This is a genomic window from Bacteroides sp. RTP21281st1_H5_RTP21281_210402, assembly GCF_040918965.1.
Taxonomy (GTDB): domain Bacteria; phylum Bacteroidota; class Bacteroidia; order Bacteroidales; family Bacteroidaceae; genus Bacteroides; species Bacteroides congonensis.
Genome location: NZ_JBCOWR010000001.1, coordinates 270,757 through 287,958 on the forward strand (window position 1 = coordinate 270,757; position 17,202 = coordinate 287,958).

General features: G+C 55.1%; 12 protein-coding genes. 7 read left to right on the forward strand and 5 right to left on the reverse strand.

Annotated features, from left to right (window positions below):
• The first annotated feature begins 4 nt into the window (after positions 1 to 4).
• The 7 genes from AB5443_RS01070 to AB5443_RS01100 all read left to right on the forward strand — a co-directional run bounded on the left by AB5443_RS01070 (position 5) and on the right by AB5443_RS01100 (position 6,352).
• Positions 5 to 841, forward strand: a complete 837-nt coding sequence (locus AB5443_RS01070) for a transporter substrate-binding domain-containing protein (RefSeq protein ID WP_195406986.1) — start codon at positions 5 to 7, stop codon at positions 839 to 841.
• A 70-nt stretch (positions 842 to 911) separates the two neighbouring features.
• Complete coding sequence (locus AB5443_RS01075) at positions 912 to 1,898, forward strand: Gfo/Idh/MocA family protein (protein ID WP_022138096.1); 987 nt, start codon at positions 912 to 914, stop codon at positions 1,896 to 1,898.
• Positions 1,899 to 2,339: 441 nt separating this feature from the next.
• Positions 2,340 to 3,197, forward strand: coding sequence for a helix-turn-helix transcriptional regulator (locus AB5443_RS01080; protein WP_004294809.1), 858 nt, complete (start codon positions 2,340 to 2,342; stop codon positions 3,195 to 3,197).
• A gap of 105 nt (positions 3,198 to 3,302) precedes the next feature.
• Positions 3,303 to 4,163, forward strand: a complete 861-nt coding sequence (locus tag AB5443_RS01085) for an RteC domain-containing protein (RefSeq protein ID WP_004295489.1) — start codon at positions 3,303 to 3,305, stop codon at positions 4,161 to 4,163.
• Between the two features lie 398 nt (positions 4,164 to 4,561).
• Positions 4,562 to 4,873: a helix-turn-helix domain-containing protein gene (locus tag AB5443_RS01090; protein ID WP_004303820.1), complete on the forward strand. Its 312-nt coding sequence runs from the start codon at positions 4,562 to 4,564 to the stop codon at positions 4,871 to 4,873.
• A gap of 3 nt (positions 4,874 to 4,876) precedes the next feature.
• Positions 4,877 to 5,203 (forward strand): helix-turn-helix domain-containing protein, encoded by a 327-nt coding sequence (locus AB5443_RS01095; RefSeq protein ID WP_004295487.1) that lies wholly within the window; start codon positions 4,877 to 4,879, stop codon positions 5,201 to 5,203.
• A 135-nt stretch (positions 5,204 to 5,338) separates the two neighbouring features.
• Positions 5,339 to 6,352, forward strand: coding sequence for a YhcG family protein (locus AB5443_RS01100; protein ID WP_004319206.1), 1,014 nt, complete (start codon positions 5,339 to 5,341; stop codon positions 6,350 to 6,352).
• Positions 6,353 to 6,415: 63 nt separating this feature from the next.
• Here the strand turns inward: AB5443_RS01100 and AB5443_RS01105 are convergent, their stop codons facing one another.
• From AB5443_RS01105 to AB5443_RS01125, 5 genes are all read right to left on the reverse strand, one after another.
• On the reverse strand, positions 6,416 to 12,538 hold the full coding sequence (locus AB5443_RS01105; protein WP_004319204.1) for a helicase-related protein: 6,123 nt from the start codon (positions 12,536 to 12,538) through the stop codon (positions 6,416 to 6,418).
• Complete coding sequence (locus AB5443_RS01110) at positions 12,525 to 12,974, reverse strand: DUF1896 family protein (protein WP_004295482.1); 450 nt, start codon at positions 12,972 to 12,974, stop codon at positions 12,525 to 12,527. Before AB5443_RS01110 ends, AB5443_RS01105 begins: the two co-directional genes overlap by 14 nt.
• Positions 12,975 to 13,117: 143 nt before the next feature.
• Positions 13,118 to 15,217: a type IA DNA topoisomerase gene (locus tag AB5443_RS01115; RefSeq protein WP_004319201.1), complete on the reverse strand. Its 2,100-nt coding sequence runs from the start codon at positions 15,215 to 15,217 to the stop codon at positions 13,118 to 13,120.
• Positions 15,218 to 15,232: 15 nt separating this feature from the next.
• Complete coding sequence (locus AB5443_RS01120; RefSeq protein ID WP_004319199.1) at positions 15,233 to 15,448, reverse strand: hypothetical protein; 216 nt, start codon at positions 15,446 to 15,448, stop codon at positions 15,233 to 15,235.
• Positions 15,449 to 15,451: 3 nt separating this feature from the next.
• Positions 15,452 to 16,909 (reverse strand): DUF3945 domain-containing protein, encoded by a 1,458-nt coding sequence (locus AB5443_RS01125; protein WP_007558960.1) that lies wholly within the window; start codon positions 16,907 to 16,909, stop codon positions 15,452 to 15,454.
• Positions 16,910 to 17,202: the final 293 nt, after the last annotated feature.

A 17,202-nucleotide genomic window follows, 5' to 3' on the forward strand; every position in this document is an offset into this window, starting at 1 on the left:
GCTTATGGAGACACGCCCCAAACTGAGACTGTTCAGATATTTAATACCTGTAATCCTTGTACTGGCAATCCTTTTTTCTGTCCGCCAATGCGGCAAAGAGGAAAAGCCGTCGGGACACCCGCGTGACTACGCCGCCATTGCCAAAGAAGGGATATTGCGTGTAGCAACTGAATACAATTCCATCAGTTTCTATGTAGATGGTGACACCATTTCCGGTTTTCATTATGAACTGATTGAAGCATTTGCCCGTGATAAGGGACTGGAAGCCAGGATAACTCCCATTATGAGTTTCGACGAACGTCTGAAAGGACTAAGCGAAGGGCGTTATGATGTCATCGCTTTCGGCATATTAGCCACCAGCGCGCTAAAAGATTCCCTGCTCCTCACCTCTCCTATCGTACTCAACAAGCAAGTGCTGGTACAGCGGAAAGAAACCGGAGAAGACGATTCACTTTATATTCACAGCCAGTTGGACTTAGCGCAACGAACCCTTCATGTAGTGAAAGGCTCTCCTTCCATTCTACGCATCCAAAACCTGGGAAATGAAATCGGAGACACTATCTATATAAAGGAGATAGAGAAATACGGCCCCGAGCAATTGATTTCGATGGTAGCTCATGGAGACATCGACTACGCCGTTTGTGACGAAAGCATCGCACAAGCGGTTGCAGATTCTTTGCCGCAAATTGATATTAATACGGCAATCAGCTTTACGCAGTTCTACTCATGGGCAGTCAGCAAACAATCACCCGTCTTACTCGATAGTTTGAATACATGGCTGGATGCATTCCAAAAGGAAGAGGAATATCAAAAGATTTACAAGAAATACTATACCCGATAAAGTTGCTCTTGACAAAAAATAGCTTTATCTTTGGGGTTTGTTTAAAACAGGCACAATAGGTAATTATATTATGAGTGAAAAGATCATTAAATGGGGCTTCATCGGTTGCGGAGAAGTTACGAAAACAAAAAGTGGCCCTGCTTTCCAAAAAGTAGACCATTCGGAAGTCGTGGCAGTAATGAGCCGTGACGGTGCGAAGGCGAAGGCTTATGCCAAAGAGAGAGGTATCAAAAAATGGTATGATGACGCACAGGAGTTGATAGACGACCCGGAAGTTAATGCTATTTATATCGCTACCCCCCCTTCTTCACACGCCACTTATGCAATCATGTCCATGAAAGCAGGCAAGCCGGCCTATATCGAAAAGCCGATGGCCGTCACTTATGAAGAATGTACCCGCATCAACCGCATATCCAAAGAAACGGGTGTTCCCTGTTTCGTCGCATATTATCGGCGTTATCTTCCTTATTTTCAAAAAGTAAAGGAACTGGTAGAAAATGGGACTATCGGTAATGTTATCAATGTACAGATTCGTTTTGCCCAGCCGCCGCGCGATTTGGATTACAATCGTGATAATCTTCCCTGGCGTGTACAAGCGGATATTGCCGGAGGTGGTTACTTCTATGATCTTGCCCCGCATCAGATAGATTTATTGCAGGATATGTTCGGTTGTATCCTCGAAGCCAGCGGCTACAAGAGCAATCGTGGCGGACTCTATCCCGCCGAAGATACATTGAGCGCCTGCTTCCAGTTCGACAACGGATTGGTGGGTAGCGGTTCGTGGTGCTTCGTCGCCCATGATTCCGCCCGCGAAGACCGTATAGAGATTATCGGCGATAAGGGAATGATTTGTTTCTCTGTCTTTACTTACGAGCCTATCGGACTGCATACCGAAAAGGGACGCGAAGAAATCTGCATCGGTAATCCTGAACATGTGCAACAGCCGCTTATCCAGGCAGTGGTAGACCATTTGTTGGGTCAGTCTGTTTGCTCCTGCGACGGTGAAAGCGCCACGCTGACCAACTGGGTGATGGACAAGATTCTTGGCAAACTCTAAAACTGGCATATAGCCATACCCAAAGCCTTTTTCCATTTCGAATAATAGGTACTGGTAAAAAATTAATAGAAACACTCCATTGTATATTGTTAGTTTTTTCTATATTTGATGTAGTCTGAAGGTATTTAATTGACTACAAATAGATTAAAAGAAACTCGCATGAGAATGGGCAACGGATAAGAAATTGGTAAAGTGCTTTGATACACTATATTTCTCATGCTGTCAAACAACTCTTATTTGTTTGCAAATATAATATTATTGCAGGTAATAATCAAAAATAACGAGGTTTATTTTCATTTTTACCTGCTGATATTTGTTCCGGATTATCAGATGCGATATATTTGTAATTAGGATTCGTACCGTGTTCCAAGCGGTTCATAAGTAACGACTTGCGGAGTTTTGGCAACAAGGGGATGCGGCTCCGTTTTATAGAAATGACTTATGCAAACCGACTTATCCATTTACAACAGTCTTCGCCCTTCCTTTATAGAAGGCGTTCACGCCGTGAAGTTCAATGCTTTGTCGGCGGTCATATCGCGTTACCGGGATTATGCCCGCAGTTCCGAACAAATAAAAGCGTACTCGGGAGATTCTCTGCTGATGCGGGACATCGCCTCCTTGCTTGACGAAGCACCCCGTCCCATAACGAGGGAATACCAGGATTTCACCCCGTTCCTGCTTCTTCTGATGCTTTCGGAGGAATTTCATGTCGTCCATTACGTCGAGCGTCTTGTAACGTGGTATTTCGGCTACTGTTGTGTCGATGAACTGCGGACGGTTTGCACCATTCTGTCCGAGTGTTCCTACCCGCATCACGACACGCTGCGGCTGCGGTTCAAGAATTACCTGCGTGAAGCCCGTAAGACATTGGGTATGCCCGTTGAATGTAACGCTGCTGTCATGCTGAAAATGCTCGACGCCTCTTATGAACATCTCACTCCCGCCGATGTCGGGGAGTTCGAGGAGCTGTTGCACCTGGGGGACGATTACGAGTTCATCTCCCGTGTCAAATCGAATTATCTTGCCTCGGATAACGTCACGGAACTCGCCGGGGTTTGCGGGTATTCCAGCACGATTACCTTCCGCCGGCGTTTCCAGCGGGTTTTCGGCTGCTCGGCCTCCTCGTGGTTACGTCAGCGCCGTATCGAACGTATCGGGGAGTTGTTGCGGACGACACACTACACGTTGCAGGAAATAGCCTACATGTGCGGTTTCTCCGCCCAATCCCACTTTACGGACTTTTGCAAGCGGAATATGGGGAGCAATCCCACTTCCATCCGCCAGGAAGGTCGGATCTGACATTAAAATCGGCTCCGTGATAAAAAAACGAAGAGAAAGATAAAAATCGTAATCCGCCGGTTTTTCGATTCGCTAACTTTATACGCGAAAGTAACAAGACGGATTATGATTGCATTTATAGAAAAATTAAACAGCGAAGTCCTGCGGAGTATCGAACGTATCGAATCGCGGGATACCGACGTGTTGAAAAAGTCGCTTGAAGCGTCACGTGTCCTGGGAGAAGCGTTCGACCGTTTGAAACAATATATCATCGGCTACCGTTTTCAAAACGATGACGAGGAAATAAAGTTCTTCAAAGAAATCAAACCCCGTCTTTTTTGCCGTCTGATCTATTACCGCAAGCTCTACAATATCGAGATGAACCGTCCGGTAGGAAGTATCGAGGCACAACGGGAGTACCTGGACGCCCATGTTCGGGCCATCAACGCGTACACGCAGAAACGCCTCGACTTTATCCGCTATTTCCGCAGCGGCGCTACACACCTGGACAGCCTCTATTTCCTGCGCGGGCAGACCGACACGGAGCAATACCTGGAAACCTTCTACTATGAACTCGACCCGCAGTTTTCGACAAACGCGGATTTCAAGGTGGCGAAAATCCTGGCCAACGATATGTTGTCGGTTTATCTTATGGGCGAATTGGAATCACTGGAGAGCACGAACCTCCGGAACATGGTTCTGCCATTGCCTGACGTGCGTCCGACATGGCAGGACTCGAAGACGGATCTGACGGAACTTATTTACCTGCTCGACAGTAAAGGCTGTTTCGGCAATGTGCCACTCACGCAACTTGCCAGCTACATTTCCAACGCTTTCAACGTACACCTCGACATGAACCTTTCGAGGACATTCTGCGATATGAAAATCCGAAACAACCCGACACCGTGGCTTGACAAGGCGAAAGAGGCCCTGCTTAAACGTATGCAGACGTGGAAGCGAAACAAGAAAAACGGCAATTCCGAGTAGAACATGAACCGGTAAAGCACTCTATTTCTTATAGAAGCACTGATAATCAGCGTTGTATATAACAAAAGAACCGAGGTCGGTTTTCCCCCGTAACTCTCGAAAGGAACTTTCCCGAACGCCCGTATTTGCACCCGTATAAGGAGCCGATACGGGTGTTCCGTTGTAGCCCCGTCCGGATTAGAACACCGTTAAGCGTTGAATCACAGTATGCTATCGCATTTCTGCCAATAAAAATACCGAGTACGGGCCGCGGATTTCGGTAAAAAACACTGCCTTCTTCACCGCATGAACCGTTGAGAATCAGTTCACTGCAAATTATCAAAAAAAAGTCGTACCGACCTCGTTTTAAGCTGTCCATATAAGCCCGACCTTTGTAACAGACTAAAAAACAAAGGAGTATGAAAATCATAGTGATCGGTTCGCGAGCCTATAACGAGCTTGTCGGGCGTATAGAGAAAATAGAGGCTGCAATCGCCTCTCTCCCTGAAAAGGGGCGTGCATGGAATAAGGAGTATATAAACGACGAATGGATGGACGGCGAGCAGGTCTGCCGTTACCTGGGCATCAGCGGGCGTACCCTTCAACGCCTCCGCTCGGATCACGTGATCACCTATTCGGCCATCAACCGGAAGCTGTATTATTCCCTCACGGAAATCCGCCGTGTGCTGAAGGAGCGTTCCGTGCGGCGCAAAAACCGACCAAAGGAGTAGGCCATGTTTCTGGATAAGGAATATTTCGACGGATGGATGCAGCGGCTCTCGGAACGGCTGGAACGTATTGAGAAGCTGTGCGCGGGGGATGTGGAGCAACCGCTTTCCATCCTGCCTGACGGGGAGCGTCTTCTGGACAATTACGACCTGTGCCGTATGCTCAATATCAGCAAGCGCACACTCCAGCGTTACCGCACCTCGGGAGAGCTGCCTTACGAGATGATCTATCACAAGACCTTCTACCGGGAATCGGACGTCCTGCGGTTCATCGAGCGTAACTTCAGTAATTTCCGCAAGCTGAAAAAGGATCGTCCTGCCGGTTCCGGTTAGGCCCTGTCCCGAGAGTCCGGCGTCATGGAAAAACGCGGAGATACATGGAATAAGGCACGACAAGGCGGTACAACCGTTCGATATTTGCCGTAAAATCAGTATGTTTGCACTTGGAAGCCTATATAATAATGAACAATGAAAGAAACAGATAAAATATATCCTGCCGACAAAGGGGAGGAAGAGCTACTGCATAACGTGCGCCATATCTTGCAGGAAGCGCGCGCGAAGGTGATACATCATGTCAATTCGACCCTCGTGAGGGCTTACTGGCAGGTAGGGAAATATATAGTGGAGTACGAGCAGCAGGGAACCGGCCGTGCCGGATATGGCAAGGCTGTCATCAACACCCTTTCCAGGCGGCTCGTGGCGGAGTTCGGAAACGGGTTCACGGCCACCAACCTGCGGTACATGAGGCAGTTTTACCAGTGCTACCCGAAATATCACACGCTGTGTGATAAATTGAGCTGGTCGCATTGCCGCACGCTTCTCAAGGTGTCGGGCGATGCCGCCCGTGATTTTTACCTGCACGAGTGCGTCAAGGAAAACTGGAGTGTCCGGCAGCTCGACCGCCAAATCAACACGCTTTTCTATGACCGCCTGCTGGCCAGCCGAGACAAGAAAGCCGTGAAAGAGGAGATTTCCCGTACCGAACCCGGGCGTGTCGAACCCAAAGAGATCATCCGCGACCCGTATATCCTGGAGTTTCTCGGTATCCCCCAGGGAGAGCATTTTCTGGAAACCGATCTGGAGCAACTGCTCATCAGCCGCTTGCAGCGCTTGATGCTCGAACTCGGGAAAGGCTTCGCCTTCGTCGCGCGACAGAAGCGTATCTCCTTCGACGACAAGCATTTCTACATCGACCTGGTCTTTTACAATTACCTGGCCCGCTGTTTCGTTTTAATAGACCTTAAATCCGGGGAGCTGACCCATCAGGATTTGGGGCAGATGCAGATGTATGTCAATTACTACACCCGTGAGTTGATGAATCCCGGGGATAACCCTCCGGTGGGTATCGTCCTCTGCGCGGAGAAAAACGACGCGGTCGTCCGTTATACGCTGCCCGAAGATGAAAAGCAGGTCTTCGCCGCCCAGTACATGACCTATCTTCCCACGCAGGAGGAGCTGCAAACACTCTTGCAGGAAGTGTGACAACAACGCTCATGGGCATATGAAAAAAGCCGACGGAAATCTGTACTTCCGTCGGCTTTTCGCTTACATCTTAATCCCTTTCTTTGCGGGGCCGTTCTCCGGCGGGCTGCCCACGCCCGCGATCACGATGCGCCCCCCGGAGGCGTCGGCAATCTGCCGCAGCCGGGAAGGAATACGGGCCGCCGTGTTGTCTTCCTTCGGGAGCTCTTCCGCCGTGTCATGCCGTTCCCGGCACACGTCGTTATCCTCCTCCGCCTCCTTTCCCTCGCTCTCTTCTATCGGTTTGAGGCTTTGCTGTATCCTGCGGTCTATTTCCGTCAGGTCAGTTTTCAGGGCCGTCAGTTCGGGCTCCTTGCGCCAGGAACTTTCCACCACTTCCCGCAGGACGGGAATATCTTTCTCCAGTTCCTCGTTCTTTTTCCGGAATTTTTCCAGTGTCGGCTCGATGGTCGCGAGCGCGTGGATGAAGTTCATCGCCGCCAGTCGCGGGTCGGAGGCGATATTCCCGTAGTTATACTGGTATAGATAATCCCCTTCACCCCGGACATAAAAACGGTTCTGCACCAGGTCGAGCCCGTCTTTCCCGGTCGTTTCGCTCTGGACGAGCAGTTCGAACCCGTAGAGGCTCCCGATGGGTTCGAGCCTGTCGAGCGTGCGTGCCGTTTCGGCGATACGGTTGAGCTGTTTCCCGATGAGCTTGGGGTCGGAGGTTTCCAGCCCGTTCAGTTTCACGGGATTGCGGTACGAGCCGTCCTCGTTGAACTCGACGCGGGCCTTGAAGTGTTCCAGATCCTTGCCGATACGCCGTATCAGGTCGTTGTTCTTCTCTATCTTCTCCGTGATCTGCTCCAGCTTGTAGCGGCTCGATGATTTGCCGCGCACGAATGCCTGGCGTTCGCTTTCGAGCGTGGCGATCTTCTTCTCCAGGCGGGCCTTGTCCAGCAGGTCTGTATTTCCCGAGAGGACGGCTACATACTCGGAAAAATTCATGCCGCTTTTCTCGTCGATGGCCCCCTCGTCGATGGTACGGCTTCCCATGTTGTTGGTCTTGAGCTGGCGGATGAACAGTTGCTTGTTGTGCAACAGCCCGAACTTGTAGGCGTCGAGCGACTTCTCGACGGCGTATAATATCACGTCCACCTTGTTGTCGGCATGGAGTTTGGCGATCTCGTTCCCGGTGCGTATTCCCCGCCCGTCGCGCTGCTCCAGGTCGCTGGGACGCCAGGGGCAGTCCAGGTGGTGTATCGCCACGCAGCGTTTCTGCGCGTTCACTCCCGTCCCGAGCATCTCGGTCGATCCGAAGAGTACGCGGATTTTTCCGGCGTTCATACCGGCGATCATCTCCTTGCGCGCTTTTTCCGAGGTCGCCTCCTGGATGAACCGCACCTCGCTTTGGGGTATGCCGTAATCCTCCGCGAGTTTACGCCGTATCTCGGAATAGACGTTCCACCCCGCTCCGGGTTTGTAGGTTCCCAGGTCGGAGAATACGAACTGCGTACCTTTGTACGCCTCGAAACGGCGGTAGTAACCGGCAATCATACGGGCGCAGTGGCTCGCCTTGTTGTCCACGTGGTCGCTGTATAGTTCGGGGTCTATCATACGCATATCGAGCGACATCTTGCGGGCGTAGTCTGTGGCAATGAGCATTTTCGCCTTTTCCTCCCGCTCCGAGAGCGGCAGGCGGCCCAGGAGCGTGGCATCGCCCGATTTGGCGAACTGCACCAGCCGTTCTATGAACTCCGTCTGCTGGGGTGTCGGCGGGATATTGTGCAATATCTCGTTCTTTTGCGGTCGGTCGATCCCTATATCCTCCGCCGAGCGGTAATCTGTAATCTCGGAGTAGAACATGGCCAGTTCGGGAACCTTGATGAAATATCGGAACCGTTCTTTCTGCACGACCTCGTTGGTCACGGAAAACTCGTAGTCGATGGTTTTCTTGGCAAATATGGCCGCCCAGGCATCGAAGGTGCGGATATTCTGACGCTCCAGTTCCTTCGGGCGCAGGTACTTGAAAAGCAGGTACAGTTCCGTGAGCGAGTTGGAGATGGTCGTTCCCGAGAGGAACGTCGCCCCCAGGTCGCGGCCCGTGCGCTGCTGTATGGTACGCAGCGCGAAAAGCATGTTGAGCGCCCGCTGCGACCCCTCGGGATTTCCGAGGCCCGCCACCCGGTCATGCCGGGTCGTGAAAGTCAGGTTCTTGAATTTGTGGCTCTCGTCCACGTAGAGGTGGTCGATACCCATGAGGCGGAAGTCCACGGCGTCGTCCTTGCGTGTTTCCAGCGCGTGCGCCACCTTCTGCAACTTGGCTTCCAGGTTGGCCTTGCGTTTCTGACACCCTTTCATCATGGCGCGGGAAACGTCCCTGCCTTGTGCTTTGAGCACTTCGAGGTTCTCCTCCACACAGTCCAGCTCGGCCTGCAATATCTCCTGCTGTATCTCCGGGGACTGGGGTATCATGCCGAACTGTTCGTGCGAGAGGATCACGACGTCCCAGTCGTTGTTGCGTATCTCCCGGAAGATGCGCTCACGCTTCCGGGGCGTGAAATCCTCCTTGCCCGGGTAGAGGACTTTGGCCATCGGGTAAGCGGTGCAGAACGTCCGGGCTATTTCATGGATGTTGGCTTTCAGCCCGATAATCATGGGTTTATTGGCCAGCCCGAGGCGTTTCTTCTCGTAGGCCCCGCAGCACATGATAAGGGTCTTTCCGCCGCCCACCTCGTGGTCGATTATCCCGCCGCCGAGCAGTTTGTCCATCCATATCGCGTCCTTCTGGCTGTCATACAGTTTGTCGATTCCCAGCCCCTTGAGGTCGAGGTCGGGGAATTCCTGGTGCGTCCCGTCGTACTTCGGGCGCACGTAACAGTTGAAAGTACGGTTATAGAGGTCTGTCAGGCGGTCTTTGAAGTCGGACGACTGCTCGCGCAGCCATTCGGGGAAAGCACCCCGGATCTCATCTATCTTGCTGTTGGCGAGCTGTATGGCCTCCCCGTCACGCACTTTGACCTCCCGCCGTTCTCCGTCCACCCATTTGAGGACGGTCTTGGTGATGTCGGGCGAAGTGTTTTGCAGGGCGTGTTTCAAAAGGTGCAGGCCGTTGTACTTACGGGTCTGCGCGCTGACGGCATACTGCTCCGTGATCTTCACGTTCGTCGCTTCCGCCTTCACGCCGTACTCGTCTAGGTTGGAGGCGAAGGTGATCTTCACCTCCGTATCGAAGAGCGAGGAGGCGAAACGCTCGTAAACACCTTTTGGAATCCACCGTTCGCCCAGGTTGAAATCCAGGTCGTCGAAAGCGATGGGTTTGGGCGTCGCCTCGCGCAGAGCCTCCAGCGATTCCCGGGCCGGGGCGTGGTCGGGATTCTCCCGCAGGAACGCCTCGATCCGTTCGGCTTTCCCGATGACATTGCCGGCGATGAACTTGTCGGCAACCTCGTAGCCGTCCGTTTCCGGGTTGTAATAGATACGTCCTTTCAGTTCCCCGAGTATTCCCTCCACGGTAGTTCCCGTGAGCGAGGCCATGTAGTGCGGTTCCACCCGGCCGTACTTGTTCAGGCTGGCCACAAGGGCCTCCGAAGCGTCGTCGGCGTGCGTGATCTCATCGGGATTGAAGGCCACGGGACGCTCGAAGATGTCGGCTTTGCGTGCCTTGCCGTCGATGTAACGCTCCAGCGACAGAATCTCCGTCCCCCGCGCGTCCATCTTGATCAGGTCGAGGTTGCGTTTGTCATTGAGCCGTCCGAAGCGTTCGGTGAAATTGTCGTAAAGCCGGTTGAGCATCTCCCGCAGGGCGGGGTTCGCCGTCAGCGTTTCCGCCTCGTTGTTATAAAGGTGGTAATAGGCATCGCGTATCTCGATATACATGGAGGCTTTCGTCCGTTGTGCAGGCGTGAGTTCCAGCGGGTGGAACATGGGTTGCAGGGATTCAGTCTCCCGCAGGTAGCCGACCCGGTTTTGTCCGTCCGTGACGAGTGTTCCCTCGCGGAAATAGGGGGCGACCTCCCCCTCGAACGGTCGGGGTTTCATATCCGCCTCCCGTATCTGCGGCATTTCTTTACCGGGTTCTTCCTCCTCTGGATTGTCCGGCGTGTCGAACAGGCCGCCCGTTCTCGGCGTACCGGCGGCTTGTTTCCGTTTGCCTTTCGGGGCTTCCGTCGGGGGGCGTACCGCCTGCCGTTCCCGCTGTTCCGGGGTTTCCTGCTGCCGGGCGCTTTGTCGGCGCAATTCCGCCCTCCGTTCCGGGGTAAGCGACATCATCATCTCGTAAAAGCCGTTGATCGGCGGGTTGTCCTCCCAGTTCAGGGAGGCATACAAGTCTTCGGGATCACGCTCCGGTGGCGTCGTTTTCGGCATTTCGCTCTTCTGTTCCTCCGGAGAGGAGGCCGGGGCGAATAATGAGGGTTGTCGGGGCGTCTTCCGCTTTGCTCCCCGGCGGCTGTTCCTTTTCTTGGATATACCGAGTTCTGCCTGCCGCCGCTCCTCGGCGCTGAAGCCGAACAGATCGTAGAGCGTCAGCAACGGTTCCTGCTGCACATTTACCGGTTCGGCAGCTTGGGTGGCAGGTACGGGAGCCGCCGTTTCCACCGTGTCGAAAAGCGACCCGGCGAAGCCCTCCCGCGGTTTCGGTTCCGTTATTCCGCCCACGTGCTGCACGGGAGTATCTGCCATGCCGAAATCTTCGGGTTTCGGCGGGTGCTGCTCCCACAAGCGATTCTCCCGCTCTTTCGACCAGGCCCCGAAGTCGGCCAGATCCTCCCCGGTCGGTTCTCCGGCGGGTGTGGCAGCAGAATCCGGTAACACTTGTCCGGGTTTGTTTTCGATTCGGGTAATCTCCCCGGTTTCGGTATCGACATGGTAGCCCTGTGCCGCCATTTCGGCGACGACGCGGCGTTTTTCCTCCTCTTCCCGCTGCTGCTGAAGGTTACGGGCATCGGCGATAATCTCCTTGACGATTTCTCCGGCAAGGCGGGGCTCGTGTCTTTCGGCACGCTGGCGTTCCGCCTGACGGGGACGGGACAATTCCCGCTCCGGTGTACCGGGTGTCTGTTCCGGAGCATGTTCCAGGCAATAACTCTCGTTGAAATGCCGGTTGAAATCCTCCGAGAGCATACGCCGCATCTCCCGGTCGATGCCGTCCACGCCCTCCGCGTGGGTGAACTCCATCGCCGGTTTGCCGTAGGGGTCTTTGCCTACTTTGGCCTCGGTATGGATCACCCTGTCGAACGACTGGAAAAGGTTGTTTATCCGGATGCCGTTCGACAGCTTGCGGGATTCGATGAAATCCCGCTGCCGTTCGGACAGTTCCCCCGTGGCGGCTTTCTTTTGCAGGATAACCAGGTCGCTGCCGACCTCCGTCCCCGCGTGTTCTGTAAAGAGGTTGTTCGGCAGCCGGATGGCCGATACGGGCTCGCAGCGGTTCATCAGCCACTCGCGCACGGGGCGTCCCTGCTCGGCGTTCAATACTCCCTGCGAGGTGATGAATGCCACCAGGCCGCCCTCGCGTACCATATCGACGGACTTCATGAAAAAATAGTTGTGCAGCGCCCGTGTGCCTTGCCGCCGCACGGGGTCGGTATGGGTGGAGAAGAACGGGTCGAAGAGCGCCACGTCCCCGAAAGGGATGTTGCTCACGGCCACGTCGTAGTAACCGGCGTATTTGGGTTCGATGCGCTCGAATCCCTGTACCCGCACCCGTTTTTCGGGGTGCAGGTGCTTCAGGATCAACCCCGTGGCGGGGTCTTTCTCGAAGCAGGTGATCTCCGCATAGGGGGCGTGGAAATCCACGGCACTGACGAAAACCCCCGTTCCCGCACTGGGGTCAAGAATACGTTTGGGGACGATCCGCGTGTCCCATATCGCCTCCACGATGGCGTCTGCCACTTTCGGGGGCGTGTAAAAAGCCGTCAGGACGGAGTTCTTGATCCCGTCCATGTAGCGCTTGTATTCCCGTTCGTCGGGGGTGTTCGCCCTGATGACCTCGTGCAACTCGGCCACGAGCGTTGCCATGCCGTCCTTGTCCGGTTTCCCGGTGGGGTTTTCCAGCACTTCCTTGATGGCGCCGAAGCCGCTGTATGCGCCGAGTGTCCTTTCTTCTTCGGGAGTCGGCGCCCGCCGTTCCCTGTCGAGCGTGAAGGCCGTCTTCAGCGCGTCGATATTCTGGCGGAGGTGGGTTTTCTTATTGAATGCCATCTTCGAGAAGTATTTGGACGGTTCCCGTCAGTTCGGTATAGAACAGTTCGTAGTCGGGCGTGTCGGCGAAGTCGTCCGTGAGGTCGTACTTCTCCAGCACCCCGCGGCAGAGGGGCAGCAGGCGTAGAGCCGCCTGCCGGGCGGTATCCTCGGGAATCTCCGCCTCGAATTCCCTCCAGAGGATGTTTACCAGCGTGTTGTAGGGTGAAAAGTGCAGTCCGCGGCAGAGTTCCTCGCGGGCAATTTCTTCGGCCTCGATGTGGTTGCAGCCCGAACGGATCGCCTCGCTGTACGCTTGGGCGGCGCTGTCGGCCCGCTCGGCGATGAACTCACTTTCGGCGATGAGTTCCGGGTGGCTGTCCTTGAGGTAGGATAGTAACGAAAGTCCGTAATAGGACAATTCCCCCGTGGGGGTATGGTGTTGCTTGTCTGGCATGATAAGAATTTTTAGTGGTCGTTGATAATCGGGGAAGAGAAAGGCGCCCCGGGTTCCCACCCGAAGCGCCGACCACTGAAAAAATCCTTATCAAACAAGCGTATCTCGTTATGACAGGTCTTTTCCAGTGGCAAAGGTAACGATTATTTCCGTTTGTTCCTCTTTCCCTGCCTGGGAGTATCGCGCGGTTCGAAAACGAACGAGGTCTTGAACTGGTCATCGAGCGTGAGGGCCGCGTCGAACGTTCCGCCGCCGTTTTTGACGAATCCCCGGATCGTGCCGGTTTTGCCTTTGGTCAGCAGTTCCGCGAGCTGCTTGTCGGTCAGCTCCTTGCGGCCCACGGTTCTCCATACGGTCAGGCCGCAATCGGGATTCTGACACTTGGCGAGTTTGGGATAGAACACCACGGGCCTGCCGCAACGCGGGCAGGCTGTGTCACTCTCCGCGCCGTCGATTCTTGCTTCCAGCAGTTCTTTGGCGATTTGCGAGGTGAAGACCTCGATACCGCGATGGAACGTCGGGGCGTCCATCTCCCCGGTGGCGATCTTCGAGAGGGCCAGTTCCCAGCCGCCCGTCATGGCGACATCGGCAATCTTCTTGTCCCTGACCACGGCATACACGGCCAGTCCCTTGTCCGTGGGTACAAGCGACTTTTTCTCTCGCCTGACATACTCGCGGGCAAAGAGCGTTTCGATGATGGCGGCACGGGTGGCGGGCGTGCCGATGCCGGCATCTTTCATCGCCTCGCGTTCGGCCTCGTCGGACAGTTCGCGTCCGGCGGTTTCCATCGCCGCCAGCAGGCTCGATTCCGTGTGAAGGGGGCGCGGCCGGGTCTGTTTCTGTTCCGTGCCGCATCCTTTGACGGGCAGCTCGTCGCCTTGCACGATGTCGGGAAGGAGGGTCATGTCCTCCTCTTTCTCTTCGACAGGTTCATTCAGGACGGCCCGCCAGCCCGTCTCGACCATGATACTGCCGCGGGCCGTGAAATCATGTCCCGCGCTTTGCAGGGTAAGGAAAGTGTTTTCTTTCACGCAGGCCCCGGAAAAGGTTTCGAGCATCCGCCCCGCGACCATCTCATAGACGATGCGGTGGTCGGCATCCAGTTCGGAGGGGAGGTTCTCGGTGGGAAGCAGCGCGTGGTGGTCGGCGATCTTTTCGTTGTCCACGCTTCGGCGGGAGAGAGATGCGGTATCCATCCTGCCCGCGTATTCCGCGAAACGGGGATAGCGTGTCATGTTCCCGATGAGTGCCGGAATCTCCTCGGCCACATCTTCCGATATATAGCGTGAGCCGGTACGGGGATAAGTGATGAACTTCTTCTCGTAAAGCGACTGGGCGATGTCGAGCGTTTTTTCTGCCGAAAAACCATACCGGCTGTTGGCCTCTTTTTGGAGTGTCGTCAGGTCGTACAAGAGAGGCGGCTGTTCCCTGGCCTCCTTGCGCTCCACGTTCACGACGCGTACCGTTCGGACGCCGATAACCTCGGCGCGGGCTGCTTCCGCCTTCTCCCTGCCGTCGAATTTCTCCGTGGAGAGGACGGTGAACTCCGTGCCCTCCTTTGCCGTGGAGAGCTTCAGCCGGAAATAGGTGGCGGGCTTGAACGCCTTGTTCTCCAGGTAACGGGAGCAGATGATCGCCAGCGTGGGGGTCTGCACCCGTCCGAGCGACCAGACGCCCCGCCCGGCAGCCACGGCAAGCGCTTGCGAGGCGTTGATACCGACGATCCAGTCGGCTTCGCTGCGGGCTTTGGCCGAGAGGTAAAGGTTGTCGTATTCGTTGCCGGGGCGGAGGTGTTGTAACCCCTCGCGGATGGCCCGGTCGGTCAGGCTGCTGATCCATAACCGCACGAAAGGGGTGCGGCATTCCAGGTAAGAGTAGATGTAGCGGAAGATCAGCTCCCCTTCACGCCCCGCGTCGGTCGCGACGATGATGCGCTCGGCCATGCCGAACAATTCCCGGAGAATACCGAGCTGCTTCACGACACCCGGGTCGGCCTTATACTCTTTACCCTCCCGAACCTGCCGGGGCAGGAGGATGAACGATGATGGCAGGATAGGCAGGTTTTCCCGGCGGAAACCCGCGATGCCGTACTGTTGGGGCATTGCCAGCCCGACCAGGTGGCCGAAGGCCCAGGTTACGGCGTAGCCGTTTCCCTCGATAAAACCGTCTTTACGGTTCGTGGCTCCCACGATGGCGGCGATCTCACGCGCCACCGAGGGCTTTTCTGCGATAATTACTTGCATGATGATTCGGATTTTTCAGTGGTTGTTTTCTTGTAGTTCTTCTTCTTTCTCTTTTTCCGGACGGGCGATCAGCCGGCGGTCGTAATAGACATGGTTGCCGTTCCCGTCGTAATACTGCCGTCCGTCGTCCGCCTCCTCCGGGGGGCTGCGTTTACCCGGCCGGAGGTACAAGGCGGCCAGCGCCGCGATCAGGAGCGGCATGGCTCCGGCCTGCATGTAGAACCATTTCATACGTTATACCTTGACACCTTTGGAGTTGCTCTTTTTGCTGCTGCGGTAATTTTTCTTCTGCGTCGGGGTGGCTTCCTGCTGTCCCTGCTTGAGCGGCTCTTTCACACCTTTGACCGCTTCGACGGTCTTGCCCTCGGAATTGACGGCGACCTGGGTACGGCTTTCAACGGCGGGTTTGACCTCCGCTCCCTGCCGTTTCGCACGGTCGGGATTCCAGCGGAAGAAGTCCATCTTGTTACGCTCGAAGTTGGGCTTGACCCAGGCGTTGAACGGCTCACCCTGCCCGTCCTTGACCATGCCCTTGATGTAGAAAGCCTTGACATCCGCCCGCTTGGAGGGATCATTCACCGCTTCCGTCCACTGGTCATAAGCCTCTTTGGGCACGGAGGCTTTGAGGATTGTCCGGTGAATCGTGAGCGTGGGCTGTCGTTCGGAGGCCGTAGTTTCCTGCCGTCCGTTTTTCTCGGCGGCCTTCTGACGGTAAATCTCCTTGTTCTCCTGGGCGTAGCGGTTGCGATCCAAACCGTCGTAGGTAAAGGAATAGTTACGTTCGGCCGCGTCGATTTGGATATAGGCATCCCGCTTATAACCCGCGCGGGTGGTATATCCTTCGAGCAACACCTTGCCGCCGCCGTAGAAATCCATCTGCTTGCCTTCCGAGAGGTCGGCCTCCTTGATGCGGGCACGTTTTTCGAGTAACGAAACGGGCATGGGTTCCAGCGTGTTCGTCCATTTGTCTATCGACACGTAGCAGGGCGTGAGCTTGCCCGGCTCCAGCTCCAGGTCGATCACTTTCCCGGCGTGGCGGGTGTTCATCAGGTTCGTTTTCGCCTCCTCGTCGAGCAGCACCCCGTGGAAGGGGGCGTCGAGGTCGGGCCGTTCCTGCCAGTAATGCGGCACGACGCGCAGCGAGCCGTCCGCCTGCTCTTCGAGCGACACGCGCCCTTTGGTGGAAACACGCATCCCGTTCTCCAGTTCGGGGTTCATCTCCACCAGCCCGTTGGATTTATGTCCGTAAGACATGGCTTTCAGGTGCGGCTCGATGTCCTCCATGCGGATACCTTTCTTCTCCATATCCGCCAGGTCTATCTTCGTGACGTCCAGCGGCTCGAACTGCCGCTGCTCCTGCGTCTGAAGCCGTTCGGAGGGGTCGATACGGTAATTTTCCAGAATCTCCGGGTCGAAGTCGATGCGGATAAGTTTGTTCAGGGCATTCTCCGTCATGACGAAGATACCCGTGTGGACGGGGTTCTGGGCCTGTTCCATGAACTTTTTGAAGAAGGCTTCGAGGGCTGAATCCTGCGTGTTCACGTTCAGCAGGCTCGCCACATTCTGATCCGTGGGGTCGGCGGTCTGGATATTGCCGTCCCGATCCACGCCGGTAACGGCTTGCAGTCGTCCGTCGTCGGCATTCTGAACGAGCATGACTTGTTTAGCGTCGTTCTTTACGTTTTCGTCCATAATTACGAGTGTTTTTAGTTAGCACCAATAGCGATGCGGGAACGAAAGTAAGGGGAACCGGCTGAACGTAAAAGAGTTGGAAAGGCTATGGAAGCATCGGGCACAGAAGTGGCCGCTTGTGGCGCAGGGCAGAGGAAATCGGAGAAACGGAGTGCCGGGAAGGACGGATTTGGCAGAGGGTATTTTCGTGGCTCCTCACCTTATTGTCAGGTAGTCGGGATCTATTGTTAAATGTCAATAAAGCGCATGGATAACCCGTGTTTTTTTATAAATTTGCGAAAACGGGTTTCAAT